This window comes from Legionella geestiana, from assembly GCF_004571195.1.
Classification (GTDB): Bacteria; Pseudomonadota; Gammaproteobacteria; order Legionellales; family Legionellaceae; genus Legionella_B; species Legionella_B geestiana.
The window spans coordinates 73,067-90,859 of sequence record NZ_CP038271.1; the positions used below are offsets into that span (position 1 = coordinate 73,067).

Consider the following 17,793-nt stretch of genomic DNA (forward strand, 5'->3'; position numbering starts at 1 on the left):
TGAAATGAAGGTTTTTTCTGTAACAACAATAAGGTATGCTCTCTTTCAAGACCCCTGGGGAAGACCGCCGCATGAACACCGACATCACGCCCGCCACACTCGAAGCACTGCGCGAGCGCCTGCGCCGCTTTGATTATCACTACTATGTTCTCGATAATCCCCTGGTGCCGGATGCCGAGTATGACCGTGATTATCGCGCGCTGGAAGCGCTTGAGCGTAGCCATCCTGAGTGGATAACGCCTGACTCTCCGACTCAGCGGGTGAGCGGTCGGGCGGCGGATGGCTTTGAAACCTTCAGGCACCGCGTGCCGATGCTCTCGCTTTCAAATGTGTTTACCGAGGAGGAGCTGCGGGCGTTCATGCGCCGTCTTTCAGAGCAGCTGGAGACCCCCGATACCGAACTTGCTTTCGCCTGCGAGCCCAAGCTTGACGGTCTTGCGGTCAATCTGGTCTATGAAGAAGGCCTCCTGACCCATGCTGCAACCCGTGGAGACGGTCAGGAGGGGGAAGATGTTACAGCGAATATTCGTACCATTCCTGCCATTCCACTGCGTCTTTTAACCACGACTCCACCAGCTTATATCGAAGTGCGGGGTGAAGTTTTTATGCCACTTAACGGTTTTAATGCCTTTAATGCAGCGGCAACCGTGGCGGGTGAGAAAACCTTTGCTAATCCACGCAATGCAGCTGCTGGCAGTCTGCGTCAGCTCAATCCCGCGATTACCGCAAAGCGTCCGCTTTCCCTCTATTGCTATGGTGTTGGTGCCTGCGAGGGTTTTGTGCTGCCAAACAGCCACCTGCAGCAGCTCGCCCTTTTAAAAGACTGGGGGTTTCCTGTTTCATCGCTCATTAAGCCGGCAAGAGGGCTTGAGGGATGCACGGCATACTATGACGCGATGCTCGCCTCACGCGATAGTCTGCCGTTTGATATCGATGGGGTTGTTTATAAGCTTGACAGCGCGCGCCTGCAACGGGAAATGGGATTTGTTGCGCGTGCGCCGCGTTTTGCCTGTGCACACAAATTTCCAGCCACAGAGGAAAGCACGCGCCTTTTGGGCGTTGATTTCCAGGTTGGTCGAACCGGTGCACTGACCCCGGTCGCACGCCTTGAACCTGTCAGCGTTGGCGGAGTAACGGTCAGCAATGCAACGCTGCATAATATGGACGAAATTACACGCAAGGATATCCGTATCTATGACACCGTCATTATTCGAAGAGCAGGTGATGTTATCCCTGAAGTAGTAGCGGTGATACATGAACGTCGACCACCTGACGCGCGTGCGGTTACGCTGCCGTCTGTGTGTCCAGTCTGCGGCTCGGAAGTGGAGCATATTCCGGGTGAGGCAGTCGCACGCTGCAGCGGCGGACTTTTTTGCCCGGCGCAGCTTGCGCGCAGTGTCTGGCATTTCGCATCCCGTAAGGCCATGGCGATTGATGGCCTTGGCAGTGTCGTAATCGAGCACCTAATCAGCAGCGGTTTGCTGAAGGATGTTGCTGATTTGTACGGGTTGACACAGGAAAACCTGGAATCGTTGCCGCGCATGGCGGAAAAATCTGCAAAAAAACTGCTTAAATCGATTGCCGACAGCCGAAAAACGACCTTTTCCCGCTTTCTCTATGCCCTTGGTATACGCGAAATCGGAGAATCCAGTGCGCGCCTGCTTGCAACGCATTTTGCGGATGTTGACGCACTTTCCTGCGCGACTGAGGAAGACCTGATGCGCATTCCCGATATTGGTCCGGCAGGTGCTGAACACGTGCTGCATTTTTTCGCTGAAGCGCATAATCAAAACGTTATCCGTAAACTGCTTGATGCCGGTGTACACTGGCCGCCGCCTGTCATTAATGCACCGGTTGAAAATCACGCCTTCAGCGGCAAAACGGTGGTTTTAACCGGCACGCTGAACGCCATGGGGCGTGAAGATGCCAAGGCGCGTCTGCTGGCCTGTGGCGCCAAAGTATCGGGCAGCGTTTCGGCTAAAACAGATTTTGTTGTAGCCGGTTCTGAAGCAGGTTCTAAACTTGAAAAAGCACTGGCACTTGGTGTGCAGGTGCTTGATGAGGCGGTGTTTCTTGCCATGCTGAATGGGGACAGCGCATGAGTCGAGGGATACTCCTTCTGCTGCTCTGGTCAGCTCTCCTGAATGCCTCGCCGTTTGTGCTGAATAATCCATGGCCGGATGAGGAGCGCGGGAAAAATATTTATTATTCGTCCTTTTCTGAACAGCCTAAAACGCTCGATCCGGCTAAATCCTATTCCAGCACCGAATACCAGTTTCTTACGCAGATTTATGAGCCGCCTCTGCAGTATGATTATCTGGCGCGCCCACTGACACTGGTGCCACTGACGGCTAAGGAAATGCCGAAGGTGCGCTATCTTGACGCCAGACTTAAGCCTTCCACGAAAGCGCATGCCGCTTTCAGCGTGTATACCATTCGCATTAAGCCTGGTATTTTTTATCAGCCGCATCCGGCATTTGCACGCGATAAATCAGGAAAACTCCGTTATCACCACATCAGTGTGCAATGGCTCGAGGACCATGACATTAATCGGCTTGCTGATTTTCGCTATACCGGAACGCGCGAGCTTGTGGCCGATGATTACATTTACAATATCAAGCGTCTCGCGAGTCCATGGGTGAATTCATCCATTTATGGATTGATGAGTGCCTATATCGTTGGCTTTGCCGATTATAAGAAGGCGTTTCCCAATGTAGAGGCGGCAAAAGGATGGACTGATTTGCGCGACATTCCGCTTGCCGGGGTAAAGCGAGTGGATGATTACACCTTTGAAATCATGATTCATGGCGATTATCCGCAGTTTATGTACTGGCTTGCCATGCCTTTTTTTTCTCCATTGCCCTGGGAAGCTGAGCACTTCAGCGCGCAGCCTGGCATGGATGATAAAAACCTTGTACTTGGATGGTATCCTGTTGGAACCGGGCCGTTCATGCTGGTGGAAAACAACCCGAATCGCCAGATGGTTCTTGAAAAAAATCCAAATTTTCGCGAAGAACGTTTTCCGGTTAACGGAACGGAAGAAGACCGAAAAATGGGGTATCTGCAAAATGCCGGCAAGCGCCTGCCACTGATTGACAAGGCAGTCTATGCGCTTGAAAAGGAATCCCTGCCACGCTGGAATAAATTTTTGCAGGGCTATTATGACCTTTCCGGCATCAGTGCTGACAGCTTTGCCAATGCGGTTCAAATCTTGCCAAATGGCGTTGCGCGCCCGACAAAAGCATTGCGTGATAAGGGCATTCGCTTAAATCAGAGCGATGAAGTTGCGATTTATTACCTGGGCTTTAACATGCTTGACCCTGTAGTTGGAGGGAACAGTGAGCGCGCGCGCGCCTTGCGGCAGGCCATTTCCATTGCGATATCATGGGAAGAGAACATTGCAATTTTCTTTAACGGACGGGGAGTACCGGCACAGGGTCCTCTGCCGCCTGGTATATTCGGTTATAAAGACGGCAGAGAAGGCACTAATCCCTATGTGTATGCCTTTAAAGACGGCAAACGCTCGCGGCTTCCACTCGCACGTGCACACGCGCTCATGAAGACAGCAGGCTACCCAGACGGGATTGACCCACATACCGGGAAGCCCTTAATCCTTCACTATGACGTTCCGGTAACAGGCAGTCCTGATGATAAGGCGCAGCTTGACTGGATGCGTAAGCAGTTTGCGCGTATTGGTATTGATCTTAATATCAGGGGCACGCTGTATAATCGTTTTCAGGAAAAAATGCGCGCAGGCAATGCACAGATTTTTAGTTGGGGATGGTATGCCGATTATCCAGATCCTGAAAATTTTCTCTTTATGCTCTATGGACCCAATGGTAAGGTAAAACATGGCGGCGAAAATGCCGCAAACTATGATAATCCAGCGTTTAACACACTTTTTGATGCAATGAAAAACCGCGAAAATGATGCCGTACGTGCAAAAATGGTAGATGCGCTTGTTGAAATCGTGCGCCGCGATGCTCCATGGGTGTGGGGGATAAATACCCAGGCCTTTTCACTCGCACAGCCCTGGGTTTCACCAATGAAACCCAATCCCATTGCGCAGAATACACTGAAGTATCTGGCGGTGGATGCTAAAAAACGGGAAGTCCTGCGCGAACGCTGGAATACACCGCGACTGTTTTCACTTTTTTTCATGCTTATTGTGCTTGGACTTTTACTCGTGCCGCTTGTTTTTGCGTATTACAAACGCGAGCGCGCAACCGCACGCAGGAGACCATAAATGGGGCACTATCTGTTTCGCCGTGTTTTGTACGCTCTGCCGGTTCTTTTTGGCATTAATCTCATTACCTTTGCGCTGTTTTTTATGGTGAATTCACCAGATGACATGGCGCGCATGCAGCTTGGGCAAAAGCATGTCACAGGGGCGTTAATCACGCAGTGGAAGGAAGAACACGGGTATCATTTACCGCTTTTTTATAACCCTGAGGCAGAGGGAGTCTCGAGGGTAACAGAAACGCTTTTTTACCAGAAATCCATGCGCCTTTTCACCTTTGATTTTGGAATGTCTGATGGCGGTCGTGATATCAGCTTTGACATCTCTCACCGCATGTGGCCAAGTCTTGCCATAGCGCTCCCCGTGCTTTTTCTCAGCATGTTTGCGGATATTGTACTTGCCATGTGTATGGCATTTTTTCGCACGACTTGGGTAGATATTTCCGGTGTCGTAATCTGTATTATCCTGATGTCGATTTCCGCACTTTTTTACATTATTGGCGGACAATATCTTTTTGGGAAAATACTGCGGCTTGCGCCCATTTCCGGGTATGAATCCGGCCTTGACAGTGTGCGCTTTCTCTTGATGCCGGTACTGGTGGCGGTTCTTGGCGGGCTTGGGGCAGGGGCGCGCTGGTATCGTACGCTCTTTCTTGAGGAAATCGCAAAAGATTATGCGCGTACGGCACGGGCAAAGGGCTTGTCGGAGCAGGCAGTATTGTTTGGGCATGTTTTAAAAAACGCGATGTTGCCGATTCTTACCGGTGTGGTTGTCCTTATCCCCTCACTGTTTATGGGAAGCCTTGTGCTCGAGTCTTTTTTTGGGGTACCAGGCCTTGGCAGTTACATGATAGATGCTATTCAACAGCAGGATTTTGCCATTGTTCGCGCCATGGTGTTTCTTGGCTCAGTGCTTTATCTCGTGGGACTTATCCTCACGGATATATCATATACCCTCGTTGACCCGCGTGTGAGACTGACATGAGCCATCATTTTTTGTTAACTGACTGGTGTCTGCTCACGGTCATGGCACTGGGTCTTCTGTGGTTTGGATACAGCCTGCGTAAAGCACCGGCGCGTGAAGTCTGCAGACGTCTTTTTCAAAAACCCATCGCCGCAAGTGCGGCCGTTGTCGTCTTTGCCTTTATGCTCATCGGCGTCCTCGATTCCATTCCGGCAAGGCTCCCGGGAAAAGCCACGCCCTCAAGTCAGACAGCAACGGTTCTCGACAGGCTTTTTTATCCCGTGGGACAATACTCTGAAAAAACGTATTCATCACCGCTCGCATTGACGCTGTTCACGCCAGAAGTTATTGTGGTTGATGGGCGGGCGCAGCAGGTGAAGCCACGCTTACAATTCCCGCCTGCATTCCTCGAAACGCCTGCCGATGTTGAGCGCGTTGTGTGGCGTGCTGCAGGTTTTGGCGCCAGTGCAGGCTTGCTCGTATCCGGGATACTCTGGTTTTTGACCAGTGCCTTAGGGCCTCGTCGTAGTCCGGCGCGCTCGTTTGTGCCAACTCCTGGAATGCGTGCGGCCATCCTTACGATTGCCTGCCTGGTTGCAGTTGTGGTGGCAACATACACGTTGTCGCGAGTGTTGCACGTGCTCGGTACCGGCAAGGTGGGGGAAGATATTTTTTATCAGAGTGTGAAAAGCATCCGCACGGGACTTGCCATAGGCCTTCTGACGACCCTTTTTATGCTGCCACTCGCGCTTTTTCTTGGAGCGGCGGCAGGCTTCTTTGGCGGGGTTGTCGATGATGCAATTCAATATGTCTACACAACGTTAAGTTCAATCCCCGGGGTGCTGCTGATTTCAGCGTCTGTTCTCTCGCTGCAGACGTGGATTACCAATCATCCAGAGCAATTTCCGACACTGGCCGACAGTGCGGACGCAAGACTGCTCGCGCTTTGTCTTATTCTCGGGATGACGAGCTGGACCGGTCTTTGCCGTCTGTTGCGGGCAGAAACGCTTAAGTTGCGTGAGATGGATTATGTGCTGGCTGCGCGCGCGCTTGGCAGTTCATCGTTAACCATCATGCGCCGTCACCTTCTGCCGAATGTGTTGCACATTGTACTTATCACCCTTGTACTCGACTTCAGTTTTCTCGTACTTGCGGAAGCGGTGTTGTCCTATGTGGGCGTGGGCGTATCGCCAATGACCATCAGCTGGGGCAACATGATTAACAGTGCCCGCCTTGAGCTTTCGCGTGAACCGGTGGTGTGGTGGCCGATGTTCGCGGCTTTTATCATGATGTTTGCGCTGGTGCTTGCCTGTAATCTGTTTGCCGATGCCGTGCGCGACACGCTTGACCCCAGAAACTCTTCTGCCCAGGGCAATGCCCTAAAGTGATATTCGTGGCGCACACCCTTGTCAAAATTTTTCTGAGGCTCCACACTATGGGGCTTACCAGTCGATTACACGGGTTACTTCATGCCGCAACAGTTCGTCCACCTGCGATTGCACACTGAATATTCGCTTAAGGATGGTCTTGTGCGCGTGGATACTCTCATGGATTCCGTGCAAAAAAGTGGCATGCGTGCCGTTGCTGTCACCGATTTTTGTAACCTCTTTGCGGCGGTTAAAGTCTTTAAGGCGGCGACTTCTTACGGCATAAAGCCGATTTTTGGCAGTGATTTGCCCTGCATGGATGCCGCTAATCCTCGACAGACAAGCTCAATGCTTTTGCTGTGTCAAAACGAAACCGGTTACAAAAACTTAACACGCCTTGTCTCACGCGCCTGGCAGGAGGGGCAGCTACAGGGGGAGCCGCGCGTGGATTATGCGTGGATTCGTGAAGCCTCGGAGGGGTTGATAGCGTTATCAGGCGGTGTGCGTGGTGATATTGGTCAGGCACTCCTTAGCGGTGACAGAGCCCGTGCCGAGCGCCTTGCTACAGGATGGTCTGAAACGTTTCCCGGGCGCTTTTATCTGGAAATACAACGTGTTGGCCGGGATGATGAAGCGCTCTATAACAAAGAAGTGCTGAGGCTCGCTGAAAACCTCTCTCTGCCAATTGTTGCGACAAACGATGTCTGCTACCTGAAGGAAAGCGAATTCTGGGCACACGAGGCGCGTGTGTGCATACACGCCGGCGAAACCCTCTCAAACCCGTCTCGTCCACGCCTTTATACCGAGAAGCAATATCTGCGAACCCCTGAGGAGATGGCAGAGCTTTTCGCCGATATCCCCGAAGCACTGACCAATACCGTTGAAATCAGCAAACGCTGTACCGTGATGCTGCATCTTGGAAAGTCTTATCTGCCACAGTTTCCCATACCGGACGGAGGTACAACGGAAGAGTATTTGATAACATTATCAAAAAGCGGTCTTGAAGAGCGCTTAACTCGACTTTTTGGTGATGCAGCAGCTGAGAGGCGCTCTCCGTATGACGAGCGACTGGCACTTGAGCTTTCCGTTATCAATGCCATGGGTTTCGCAGGTTATTTTCTTATTGTCGCTGATTTTATCCGATGGGCACGTGAAAATGGCGTTCCCGTGGGGCCTGGGCGTGGTTCAGGAGCCGGTTCACTTGTGGCGTATGCGCTCGCCATTACCGATCTCGATCCCCTGCAGTATGACCTGCTTTTTGAACGTTTTCTGAACCCGGAACGGGTATCGATGCCAGATTTTGACATCGATTTCTGCATGCAGGGGCGTGACAGGGTGATTGAGTATGTTGCTGCACGTTATGGTCGACAAAGCGTATCGCAGATCATCACTTTTGGTACCATGGCGGCGAAAGCGGTGCTTCGCGATGTGGGGCGGGTGCTTGGGCACCCTTATGGTTTTGTCGATGCACTCGCAAAGCTTGTCCCGTTTGAAATCGGCATGACGCTCAACAAAGCCATGGAGCAGGAAGATCAACTGCGGGAGCGCTACGAAAATGAAGACGAGGTACGCGAGCTGATAGACCTCGCACTCACCCTTGAGGGCATTACCCGAAATGCCGGCAAACATGCCGGAGGCGTGGTCATTGCTCCTTCGGCACTCACTGATTTTACTCCCATTTACTGTGAAGAAGGTTCCACACAGATTGTCAGCCAGTTTGACAAGGACGATGTTGAAGCCGTAGGCCTTGTTAAATTTGACTTCCTTGGCCTGAAAACCCTGACTATTATCGACTGGGCATTGAAAACAGTTAACAAAGAGCGTGCAAAAGCAGGGCTTCCTCCGGTTGATATCAGCGCCATTCCGATGGATGACCCCGAAACCTTCGCGCTCTTGAAAGCCTGCCAGACCACCGCTGTATTCCAGCTGGAATCCCGCGGCATGAAAGAACTCGTGCACCGTTTGCAGCCGGACTGTTTTGAGGACATCGTCGCACTCGTGGCACTCTTTCGCCCGGGCCCGCTGCAATCAGGGATGGTGGATGACTTTATCGACCGAAAACACGGACGTGCCGCTGTTGCCTATCCGCATCCTGATCTTGAGCCTATTCTGAAACCAACTTATGGAGTCATTCTCTATCAGGAACAGGTGATGCAGATTGCTCAGGTGCTCGCAAATTATACGCTTGGAGCCGCCGACCTGCTGCGTCGGGCGATGGGTAAGAAAAAGCCTGAAGAAATGGCGCAGCAGCGTGCCATTTTTACTGATGGTGCGGTAGCACGTGGTGTGGATGCGGAGCTTGCCGCCTCAATTTTCGACCTTATGGAAAAGTTTGCAGGCTATGGCTTTAACAAATCGCACTCAGCCGCCTATGCACTGGTAGCTTATCAAACCGCGTGGCTCAAAGCACATTATCCCGGCGCATTCATGGCAGCGGTATTAACCGCGGATATGGACAATACAGAAAAGGTCGTGCATTTCATCGATGAATGTGAACACATGGGATTAAAAGTCCTGCCTCCCTGCGTGGAACATTCTGATTTTATTTTTACCGTTACCGGCGAAAAGGTACTGCGCTACGGCCTTGGCGGAATTCGCGGGGTTGGTGAAGCCGTGGTGGCTAACCTCATGGAGAACCGCGCACGTGAGGGTGCTTTTGGCGGGCTGTTCGCCTTTTGCGAGCGTCAGGATATTCGCAGGCTAAACCGGCGTGTGCTGGAAGTGCTTGTTAAAAGTGGCGCCATGGATGTCTGGGGAGTAGAGCGCGGCAGCCTTTTTGTCTCTATCGATAAAGCGCTTCGCCTCGCGGAAAAAACACACCAGGCCGATGCCAGCGGGCAGGGGTCTTTGTTTGCGATGATGGAAGAGCACCCGGTGCATGAGGATTATGTCACAGCGGCTCCATGGACACTCAATCAGCGGCTTGATGGTGAGAAAGAAACACTCGGTCGCTATTTGAGCGGGCATCCGGTGGACGCGTTTCGGCAAGAGTTTAAAGCTTTTGCGACCGCGGTATCAGCTCCTGATTTGCTGTCACGCAAAAAAGCCACGGTGTTTGGCCTTGTTACCGGTATTCGCCGTGTACTGACCAAACGCGGAAAAAAACTGGCCATTATCGGTCTTGAAGATGGGCAGACCAGGATTGATGTAGTGGTGTTTCAGGAAAACTTTGAGGCGCATGAGCGAAGCTTAACAAGCGGTACGGTAGTGGTGGCGGAAGGGGAGCTGTCGCGGGATGACTTTAGTGGTGGTGTCAAAATGACGGCATCAAAACTATACACCAGCGAGGAAGCGCGATGCCATTTTGGCCGCAGCCTTACGCTGTCGCTGGGCATAAAAGACGCAGAAAAGCTTACAGCGGTTAAAGCGCTTTTGAGCGCGTGGTCTGGAAAGTGTCCGGTGCAGCTTGACTATGATAATGGTGTTGCGCGTGCGCGCCTGACGCTCGGAGTTGAGTGGCATGTACTGCCCACTGATACGCTTCTGCAACACCTTACAGGTCTTTTGGGTAATGAGCGGGTACGCATGCGCTATTGAGTATGCTACTATCGAGAGAATTCAGCATGAGGCAATGGACATGGGCTTTTTTCGTCTGATTGGAGGAATGGCGTTTTTGAGTCTCCTGACTTTGACCGCCAGCGCCGATAACGGCGCGAAACAAAATGCGTTTCGCAGTTTCTGGCACCCGACCTATCACGGTAAGCGACTTGATTATTGTTCACTGGATGGCAAAAAATGCGGCATGCCCATCGCGAATGCCTATTGCCGCGCCATGGGATACGCGCGGGCCGATCAGATGGTTAAGGCGCCCAATCTCGGCATGACCCACTATATCGGAACTCCGGCGCACTGTAAGGGATGGCGTTGCAATGGCTTTATGCTGATTGATTGTGTTGAAAAACTGAGCCACACACCGCCTGCTTCATGGCACTACCGGCTGCGCGACTTTGTCTACCCGCGCCACAGTAATTACCGCATTTCCTGGTGCTACGATGGTGATAAGGGATGTGGAAAGAGGGCTGCGCATTCGTTCTGTCGCCGGATGGGCTATCTTGAAGCAAAGAGTTACAAAGTGCAGGAACATGTCCCTGCTACGAAAGCGCTAGGTACGGATGAACTCTGCTTTGGCAATGACTGCAGGGGATTTCTGCATATTGCCTGTGCGCGATGAAGGTTGTCTTTGTGCGGAGCGTTTGGCGTCATTTGTTTGACAGGCAGGTGTCAGATGACCGATACTTTAATTGGTTAATGCGTAAAAGGGATTTTGAGTAATGGGCGAAGGAACACGCATTGTCATCCTCGATGATGATGAGCCCCGTGCCGGCAAACTGCTGACAATTCTGGAATTTGTAGGAGAATCTGCGCAAACAATGTCGCGCAGAAAATGCCGAGACAGGATGGTACAGAAGACCGAACTTGTTGTGCTGGGTGCGCCTCCTGATGGTGCAGAAACCTTTGACCTTCTGGACGAACTCGCAGGTTTGTATCCCGAAAAGCCCATTCTTCTCATAGACTCACCCGTTGATGTACAGCAGGCAGCTGTAAAAAATGTGCTGGCGAGCCTTCGCTTTCCACTCAGTTACTCACAAATGCTTGAAGCGCTGCATAAGTGTGAAGTCGCAAGGGAAGTCCTTGGTGCCAGCGAAAGCCCTCTGAAAAAAACCCCTTTGTTTCGAAGCCTTGTTGGTAACAGTGAAGCGATTCGTCTCGTGCGGCGTCTTATTGCGCAGGTGGCTGACACAGAGGCCAGTGTCTTGATTCTCGGAGAGTCTGGTACGGGAAAAGAAGTCGTCGCGCGCAATATTCATGCGTTTTCCTATCGGGCTGGTAAACCTTTTATTCCCATTAACTGCGGTGCCATACCTGCAGAACTGCTTGAAAGCGAACTGTTTGGCCATGAGAAGGGTGCATTTACCGGGGCTATAACCGCCCGTCAGGGCCGTTTTGAGCTGGCCAACGGAGGAACGCTTTTTCTTGATGAAATCGGTGACATGCCGCTTAACATGCAGGTTAAGCTTTTGCGTGTGCTGCAGGAGCGCTGTTTTGAGCGTGTTGGCAGCAACCGAAGCGTAGACGTTAACGTACGTGTTATTGCTGCAACACACCGTAACCTGGAAGCAGCAATAGAGGAAGGTAAGTTTCGTGAAGATTTATTTTATCGCCTGAATGTGTTTCCCATCGAAATGCCGCCGCTTCGCGAGCGTCGAGAAGATATCGTACTGCTCTTTAACGAACTGGTTTCACGCCTCGAAGGGGAAGGAAAGCCTGGCGTTCGACTCATGCAGTCTGCGCTTGCGGTACTTTGTCAGTATGACTGGCCCGGTAATGTGCGTGAACTGGCGAATCTTGTGGAGCGCCTGTCCATCCTGCATCCAAACGGCATTGTTTCAGAAGACGATTTGCCAAGGCGTTTGCGCACGCCCTCGCTCTCACCGGCACGCAACGAGCGAGAAACACTTCTCGAAATGCCGGCACGCAGCATGTTGTTGAATGGGCAGGGGATTGATTTACGGGAACATCTCGTAAAAACTGAGCTTGCCATAATTTCTCAGGCACTCGAAGAATCAGACTGGATAGTTGCGCACGCCGCCAGTTATTTAAACATGCGCCGCACCACACTGGTTGAAAAAATGCGAAAATATGGTATTACCCGGCCTGAAAAGCAAATTTAAGAATTACGTAATGCTCGATGCCACTTACAAATTGGTTTTCCTGGCCTCCATTCTCCTGCGCGATGCGCCAATATGAACCCAGCGGCATGCAGAGCGATATTACGCTTAATACGTATTGTTCAAACATGAGTTATAAGAGGAGTACATGGTTAAAGGTACTATTGATTATACAATCCGAACTGTGAGAGTTGATGATCTGGATCAATTATTTAACATGTTGGTGGATTTAGTAAAATATGAAGGTTCTTTTGAGCGTTTTAAACTAACAAGAGAACGTTTAGAAAGAGAATTATTTGGCCTTAATGCCGATTGGAATTGTTTAGTGGCTGCTGATAGTCACGAAAAATTGCTGGGATTTTGTCTTTATACGTTTGCCAATATCAACAGGGCTTTTAACGTGAGCCCGATGATACAGGTTGATGATTTGTATATAAGTCCAGAATTTAGAAATGCCAAAATTGGTTTTAATTTAATGTATCAACTTGCTTTGATAGCCCAGGATAAAAATATTGGTCGTTTAAATGTCTGGTGCATGAAAGACAATCTGCGAGGACAAAATTTTTATCAAAAAATCGGAGCAGAGAAAAGGGATTTTATTGATGTGTATTCAGTTCAAGTGAACAATTTATTAACTGCATTTGATTAGGAGATGTCTTTGTTTCATGATGTAAACCGATTAGCGACATAACCTGGGCGGATAAGTCCAGGGATGGATGCACGTTTACATATCCGGCTTACGGCGATCGGGCTTGGGGAGCAATGGAGCTGCCAACCGACTTAAGGTAACGAATTTTGTTTTACAATATGGGGTATCCACCAGTTAGGTGCACTTTCCCTGTAACTATGTTGTTCATTCGGAGTGATCTGATTGGGGTTGTTTAATGAGGCAATAGTTATACAGATATTTGAGTAGCCTTTGTTAAGGGTCGCCAGTAAACCACCGCAATTTTGACAGAAACATCGTTGGGTAACTTCAGAAGATTGATATAAAGCAGGATTATTTCCTGTCCATTCAAAATCTTCTAAAGGAAACTCAACCCAAGCAACTGTTGGTGCACCAGAAGATTTTTGGCACATAGTGCATGAGCATAAATGCGGGTTATATGGTGCACCTTTAGCGATATAGGTAGTAGCGTTACACAAACATCCACCATCAAACTTAGTCATTTTTTGTCTCCAATAAGTCAGCTGCATCAATTTTGTATTTAACTTGAACAAAGCCACCATCAAATGTATGCGTTGTAATATGATTTAATTCAACATCATGTGCCAATGCTCCAAATAATAATCGACCAGAGCCTAACAAAACCGGAACAAGTGTTATTGTTAATTCATTAATCAGATTACCTGCAATAAAGTTCTGAATGGTAATGCCACCATCAATATAAAGATGTTTAAACCCTTCATTTGTTAACCTCTTAACTAGCTCTGCAGGTGTTTCTGAAGATGTTGAGACACAGTTTTTTATGTGATTAGGTATTTTAATTGGTTGGCTACTCATTACCACTACTGGAAGTTCACCATATGGCCAAGGGTCAAACGATAATGCTTTCTCAAATGAATGCCTTCCCATAATAAGTCCATCTACTGTGGATATGAATGCTTTATAGCCACCATCCTCACCGGGTGGCGCAAGAGTATTTGCTTTCATCAACCAATCAATGGCACCATCCTCTCTGGCAATAAAGCCATCAAGACTGGTGGCAATAAAAACGGAGCATTTAGCTAACATAATGTTTTATCCTTTTGGGCAATCTTGCAAGATGAGGTAAAGCGTGGTGAGTTAATACCATTAAGAACAACAGAAAAGCCTGAAGTCGGTTGGCAGCTCCATTGCTCCCCAAGGCCGGTGATAGCCGATGCCGGGCTTCGCGATGCTCAGCCCAGCCTACCAAAAGCCATTAAATACAATGCTTTATTCAGAAAAAGACAGCCTCCTTAAGTTTTTTGACTCAAGGCAGTTGCTGTGATGCTCAAAGCTTAAACTTCAGCGCCTTCATCCTTGTCGGCTTTTTTCCTGGTCGAAGTTTTTTTAACCGGTTTTTCCGTACTGACGTCTTCGTGAATTTCAGTGGTTTTTTCTTCCGCGGCACCTGACGCTTTCGCTTCTTCGGCACGTTTTTGCTTATAATCGTCCACGATTTCACAAACACTCTTCTTGACATCGCCAAAGAGTTTCATGGTCATTGATGTCAATTCCTGGAAATCTGGCAATTTGGATTTTAAGTCACTCATGGCGCCCTCCGGTTGCGCGTTCACTCCTGATTATAGGCACAAATTTTAAAAATTGCCTGGAAAGTGCAATACCTGCATCGCGGGGCGTAACAGGCGTGTGAGCAGAGGCTGTCTGATTTCGCGGCATATGCTGAAACCATTCGCAGTTTTGAGTTTTTCTAAAAGCCAGTCGTCACTGGTTTGCAGGGCATCCACAAGGCCGAGTGCCATTGCGTCACTCGCGAGCCAGTGCTCGCCGGTTGCGACTTCCTTAATGTTGACGCTGCCCCGCATCGACAGGACGTAATCTCTAAAGGCATGGTGAATTTTTTCCAAATCGTCCTGGAATTTTTTACGCCCCTTTTCCGTGTTTTCGCCAAAGACCGTTAAGGTGCGTTTATATTCGCCGGCAGTGATGAGCTCGACATCAATATTGCGCTCTTTCAGCCAGCGGTGAAAATTAGGAAGCTGCGCTACTACACCGATGGAACCCACAATTGCAAACGGAGCGGCGATAACCTTGTTAGCAACCGCTGCCATCAGATAGCCGCCACTTGCCGCAACCCGGTCAATGCAGACAGTCAGCGGAATATTACGCTCGCGAAGGCGCGCGAGCTGTGAGGCCGCAAGCCCGTAGCCACTCACCATGCCGCCAGGGCTTTCCAGACGCACCATCACTTCATCCTTTGGGCCTGCAACGGCAAGAACCGCGCTGATTTCTTCGCGCAGCGCCTCCACTTGAGAAGCTTTAATGTCGCCCTTAAAGTCAATGACAAATACCGCCGGGCGCGTTTCAGATTTATCACGTTTAATGCGCAGCTTTTTACCATGAACCGTTTTGTAAAGGCGTTTTCTAAGCGCGTCAAAGCTGTCATTAAGCGGACGAATATCAAGTGTTTGCGTTGATTTTCTGCTTAAGGCAGCAATTCCTGCAAAAAGCAGCAGAAGGGCGATGACAAGGGTAAATGCCTTTAAGAAAAAAAGACCGTATTGAGCGAGAAAATCCATGGTTGAATCCTTTAGATAAGAGCCTCAATTATCTGCTGCAATGGTCGCTGTCGCAAGGGGTTAACTTGTAAAACACGGCTGAAGGCGTTACCCTTCGTGTCATCACTGGAGAGCAATGTATGTTGGAAGCAGGTCCCCTGAGCTTTGGGTATGCACACACGCCTCTGCTTCGGGGCGTCAGCCTCGCGTTAAAGCCCGGGGACATTCTGCATCTTCGCGCAGGTAACGGTCGGGGCAAGACGACACTCCTGCGTATCCTTGCAGGTCTTTTAGCGCCAGATTCAGGCAGCGTGCGTTTTGATGGGCGTGATATCCAAAAGAATCTCGCGGCACATTTTGCGCGCCTTTGTTTTATCGGACACCGAAATGCCGTTCATCCCGCGCTGACCCCGCGTGAGCACTGCCGTTTTTTACTGCGACAGTCGTTTAGCGGGTGCAGCATTGAAACGGCGCTGACAGAAACCGGTCTTATGAATGTCGCGGACATGCCGGCGGGGCTGTTGTCAGAAGGGCAGCAGCGGCGTCTTGCGCTCACTGCACTCCTGTTGTCAAACGCCACGCTGTGGCTGCTCGATGAACCCTTGAATGCACTTGATGCGGAAGGCATTGAGCACTTTGCCGAACACCTTAAAGTCCACCAGGAGAGGGGGGGGATGGTGGTGCTGACTTCGCACCAGCCGCTGCCATTAGTGCCTTTCAGGGAGTATCTGCTGTGATATCACTCTTCTGGCGTCAGTGTATGCGTGACCTGCTGCTGGTATGGCGCGAATTTCGACATCTCTTAAACGCAAGTCTCTTCTTCATAATGGTGCCAGTGTTTTTTGCGCTGACACTGCCGGCAGACAGCGCTCACATACGGACAACAGCACCTGGACTTTTCTGGATAGCAACGCTCTTTGCCTTTATGCTGCAGTCTGAGCGCCTTTTTGTGGAAGATTTTGAAGACGGGCATCTTGAGCAGTGGATTTTAAGCGGCTATCCACTCTACCTTCTGGCTGGAGCGCGCCTGCTCGTGCACTGGCTCTCCACGCTTCTCCCGTTACTTCTGTTAACGCCGCTTATAGGCGTGTTTTTTGGGTTTAACAGGTTTGAAACGCTTGTCCTTGCGGCATCCCTTGTGTGTGCAACACCCGCTCTTGCGCTTTTATGCGCACTCACCGCGGCCTTCAGCCTTGGCGTTCGCCAGCGGGGCATGCTGATGGCGCTTGTTGTACTGCCACTTGCCGTTCCTGTCATGATTTTTGGAAGCGGAGCCGTCAGTGCGGCAATTGCAGGACAAGCCGTGAGTGGACTGCTCGCATTGCTGCTTGCAGCCTCGCTTTTGGCCATCATACTGCTGCCGTTTGCCATTGCAGGTGCATTACGTGTTCGCGTTGCCGGCTGATGCGTGGTAGAATCAGGGCATTTTTCTGACTGATTCGTTGCCCATGTGGTTTTATTTATATCAACTGGCTTCACCAAAGTCTTTCTACCGTCTGACAGGACGTCTGCTTTTTCCTCTCGGAACAGTGGCTTTTTGTCTGTTACTGACTGGAATTTTCTGGGGGCTGTTCCTTGCTCCGCCGGATTATCAGCAGGGTGATGCGTTTCGAATTATCTATATCCATGTGCCGAGCGCTTTTATGTCCATGGGAATTTACACGTGGATGGCTTTTCTCAGCGTACTGCTGCTGGTCTGGCGCATTAAAATAGCCGGTCTTTTGATTCGTTTCTGCGCACAGACCGGTTTTTGGATGGCGCTGCTGGCGCTCGTGACCGGCAGCATTTGGGGGAAGCCAATGTGGGGTACATGGTGGGTGTGGGATGCACGCCTGACCTCAGAACTGGTACTGCTGCTTCTTTATGCCGCTATTCTTGCTACAGGAAGTGCCTGTCGCAATCCACGGGATGGTGATCGCCTCATGGCTATACTCGTGCTGGCCGGACTTGTTGATTTACCGATTATTCATTATTCCGTTTATTGGTGGAACAGCCTGCACCAGGGCGCGACCCTCAGTGTCTTTACCAAACCCAAAATAGATGCGCCAATGCTCTATCCGCTGCTGATTAGCCTTGCAGGTTTTAGCCTGTTCTCGCTGTGGCACATTGTTTACCGTGGCCGTATGGAACTCATATGGCGCGAACGTGAGATGGACTGGGTACAAAAACTGTTCAGGAAGGGTTGCGCATGATAAGCCATATTGCGACAAAACTTGCCATGGGTGGCTATGGTGCGTTTGTATGGCCGGCATTTGGGCTGGCGGCGCTGGTTGTCACAGGCCTGACGCTGACCGCGACCACTCATGCGCGCCTGATGCGAAAGCGTCTTGCAGACTGGCACAGGGGTTGA

General features: G+C 50.5%; 16 protein-coding genes. 12 read left to right on the plus strand and 4 right to left on the minus strand.

The features are described 5' to 3' along the window. The first annotated feature begins 71 nt into the window (after nt 1-71). From ligA to E4T54_RS00365, 8 genes are all read left to right on the plus strand, one after another. Nucleotides 72-2,102, plus strand: a complete 2,031-nt coding sequence (gene ligA, locus E4T54_RS00330; protein WP_028387196.1) for an NAD-dependent DNA ligase LigA — start codon at nt 72-74, stop codon at nt 2,100-2,102. After that, nucleotides 2,099-4,246, plus strand: a complete 2,148-nt coding sequence (locus tag E4T54_RS00335) for an ABC transporter substrate-binding protein (RefSeq protein WP_035903656.1) — start codon at nt 2,099-2,101, stop codon at nt 4,244-4,246. Before ligA ends, E4T54_RS00335 begins: the two co-directional genes overlap by 4 nt. Further along, nucleotides 4,247-5,224 carry an ABC transporter permease gene (locus E4T54_RS00340; protein WP_028387198.1) on the plus strand — a complete coding sequence of 326 codons (978 nt, stop codon included), beginning with the start codon at nt 4,247-4,249 and terminating at the stop codon, nt 5,222-5,224. Further along, nucleotides 5,221-6,591 (plus strand): ABC transporter permease, encoded by a 1,371-nt coding sequence (locus E4T54_RS00345; protein WP_058386996.1) that lies wholly within the window; start codon nt 5,221-5,223, stop codon nt 6,589-6,591. The genes E4T54_RS00340 and E4T54_RS00345 overlap by 4 nt, the downstream gene beginning before the upstream one ends. 81 nt (nt 6,592-6,672) lie before the next feature. Continuing rightward, the gene (gene dnaE, locus E4T54_RS00350; RefSeq protein WP_028387200.1) at nt 6,673-10,107 is read left to right on the plus strand and encodes a DNA polymerase III subunit alpha; all 3,435 of its coding nucleotides are present in this window, start codon (nt 6,673-6,675) and stop codon (nt 10,105-10,107) included. 40 nt (nt 10,108-10,147) lie between these two features. Then, nucleotides 10,148-10,741 (plus strand): hypothetical protein, encoded by a 594-nt coding sequence (locus E4T54_RS00355; protein WP_028387201.1) that lies wholly within the window; start codon nt 10,148-10,150, stop codon nt 10,739-10,741. 100 nt (nt 10,742-10,841) lie between these two features. Beyond that, a complete protein-coding gene (locus E4T54_RS00360; RefSeq protein WP_028387202.1) occupies nt 10,842-12,242 on the plus strand; it encodes a sigma-54 dependent transcriptional regulator in 1,401 nt (466 codons plus the stop codon). Between the two features lie 145 nt (nt 12,243-12,387). Further along, on the plus strand, nt 12,388-12,888 hold the full coding sequence (locus E4T54_RS00365; protein WP_051551032.1) for a GNAT family N-acetyltransferase: 501 nt from the start codon (nt 12,388-12,390) through the stop codon (nt 12,886-12,888). A 131-nt stretch (nt 12,889-13,019) separates the two neighbouring features. On the opposite strand, the gene E4T54_RS00370 is transcribed toward E4T54_RS00365, so the two are convergent. The 4 genes from E4T54_RS00370 to sohB all read right to left on the minus strand — a co-directional run bounded on the left by E4T54_RS00370 (nt 13,020) and on the right by sohB (nt 15,464). Beyond that, nucleotides 13,020-13,409: a GFA family protein gene (locus E4T54_RS00370; protein WP_162150898.1), complete on the minus strand. Its 390-nt coding sequence runs from the start codon at nt 13,407-13,409 to the stop codon at nt 13,020-13,022. Continuing rightward, nucleotides 13,402-13,974, minus strand: coding sequence for a dihydrofolate reductase family protein (locus E4T54_RS00375; RefSeq protein ID WP_028387203.1), 573 nt, complete (start codon nt 13,972-13,974; stop codon nt 13,402-13,404). Before E4T54_RS00375 ends, E4T54_RS00370 begins: the two co-directional genes overlap by 8 nt. A 248-nt stretch (nt 13,975-14,222) precedes the next feature. Continuing rightward, nucleotides 14,223-14,477, minus strand: a complete 255-nt coding sequence (locus tag E4T54_RS00380) for a hypothetical protein (protein WP_028387204.1) — start codon at nt 14,475-14,477, stop codon at nt 14,223-14,225. A 45-nt stretch (nt 14,478-14,522) separates the two neighbouring features. Beyond that, on the minus strand, nt 14,523-15,464 hold the full coding sequence (gene sohB, locus E4T54_RS00385) for a protease SohB (protein ID WP_028387205.1): 942 nt from the start codon (nt 15,462-15,464) through the stop codon (nt 14,523-14,525). A gap of 119 nt (nt 15,465-15,583) precedes the next feature. Here sohB and ccmA point away from each other — a divergent pair, with 119 nt between their 5' ends. Genes ccmA through ccmD form a run of 4 tightly spaced genes read left to right on the plus strand, consistent with a single transcriptional unit; the run spans nt 15,584 to nt 17,793 of the window. Next, entirely contained in the window at nt 15,584-16,180 is a 597-nt protein-coding gene (ccmA, locus tag E4T54_RS00390; protein WP_028387206.1) for a cytochrome c biogenesis heme-transporting ATPase CcmA, read from the plus strand. Between the two features lie 23 nt (nt 16,181-16,203). Further along, the gene (gene ccmB / locus E4T54_RS00395) at nt 16,204-16,848 is read left to right on the plus strand and encodes a heme exporter protein CcmB (RefSeq protein ID WP_051551033.1); all 645 of its coding nucleotides are present in this window, start codon (nt 16,204-16,206) and stop codon (nt 16,846-16,848) included. A 43-nt stretch (nt 16,849-16,891) separates the two neighbouring features. Continuing rightward, nucleotides 16,892-17,635 (plus strand): heme ABC transporter permease CcmC, encoded by a 744-nt coding sequence (gene ccmC, locus E4T54_RS00400; protein ID WP_028387208.1) that lies wholly within the window; start codon nt 16,892-16,894, stop codon nt 17,633-17,635. After that, the gene (gene ccmD / locus E4T54_RS00405; RefSeq protein WP_065230333.1) at nt 17,632-17,793 is read left to right on the plus strand and encodes a heme exporter protein CcmD; all 162 of its coding nucleotides are present in this window, start codon (nt 17,632-17,634) and stop codon (nt 17,791-17,793) included. Before ccmC ends, ccmD begins: the two co-directional genes overlap by 4 nt.

Excerpts from the sequence above, each read along its gene's own strand:
- ligA (WP_028387196.1), top strand. The coding sequence starts at position 72 with ATGAACACCGACATCACGCCCGCCACACTCGAAGCACTGCGCGAGCGC.
- E4T54_RS00335 (WP_035903656.1), top strand. The coding sequence starts at position 2,099 with ATGAGTCGAGGGATACTCCTTCTGCTGCTCTGGTCAGCTCTCCTGAAT.
- E4T54_RS00340 (WP_028387198.1), top strand. The coding sequence starts at position 4,247 with ATGGGGCACTATCTGTTTCGCCGTGTTTTGTACGCTCTGCCGGTTCTT.
- E4T54_RS00345 (WP_058386996.1), top strand. The coding sequence starts at position 5,221 with ATGAGCCATCATTTTTTGTTAACTGACTGGTGTCTGCTCACGGTCATG.
- dnaE (WP_028387200.1), top strand. The coding sequence starts at position 6,673 with ATGCCGCAACAGTTCGTCCACCTGCGATTGCACACTGAATATTCGCTT.
- E4T54_RS00355 (WP_028387201.1), top strand. The coding sequence starts at position 10,148 with ATGGGCTTTTTTCGTCTGATTGGAGGAATGGCGTTTTTGAGTCTCCTG.
- E4T54_RS00360 (WP_028387202.1), top strand. The coding sequence starts at position 10,842 with ATGGGCGAAGGAACACGCATTGTCATCCTCGATGATGATGAGCCCCGT.
- E4T54_RS00365 (WP_051551032.1), top strand. The coding sequence starts at position 12,388 with ATGGTTAAAGGTACTATTGATTATACAATCCGAACTGTGAGAGTTGAT.
- E4T54_RS00370 (WP_162150898.1), bottom strand. The coding sequence starts at position 13,409 with ATGACTAAGTTTGATGGTGGATGTTTGTGTAACGCTACTACCTATATC.
- E4T54_RS00375 (WP_028387203.1), bottom strand. The coding sequence starts at position 13,974 with ATGTTAGCTAAATGCTCCGTTTTTATTGCCACCAGTCTTGATGGCTTT.
- E4T54_RS00380 (WP_028387204.1), bottom strand. The coding sequence starts at position 14,477 with ATGAGTGACTTAAAATCCAAATTGCCAGATTTCCAGGAATTGACATCA.
- sohB (WP_028387205.1), bottom strand. The coding sequence starts at position 15,464 with ATGGATTTTCTCGCTCAATACGGTCTTTTTTTCTTAAAGGCATTTACC.
- ccmA (WP_028387206.1), top strand. The coding sequence starts at position 15,584 with ATGTTGGAAGCAGGTCCCCTGAGCTTTGGGTATGCACACACGCCTCTG.
- ccmB (WP_051551033.1), top strand. The coding sequence starts at position 16,204 with ATGCGTGACCTGCTGCTGGTATGGCGCGAATTTCGACATCTCTTAAAC.
- ccmC (WP_028387208.1), top strand. The coding sequence starts at position 16,892 with ATGTGGTTTTATTTATATCAACTGGCTTCACCAAAGTCTTTCTACCGT.
- ccmD (WP_065230333.1), top strand. The coding sequence starts at position 17,632 with ATGATAAGCCATATTGCGACAAAACTTGCCATGGGTGGCTATGGTGCG.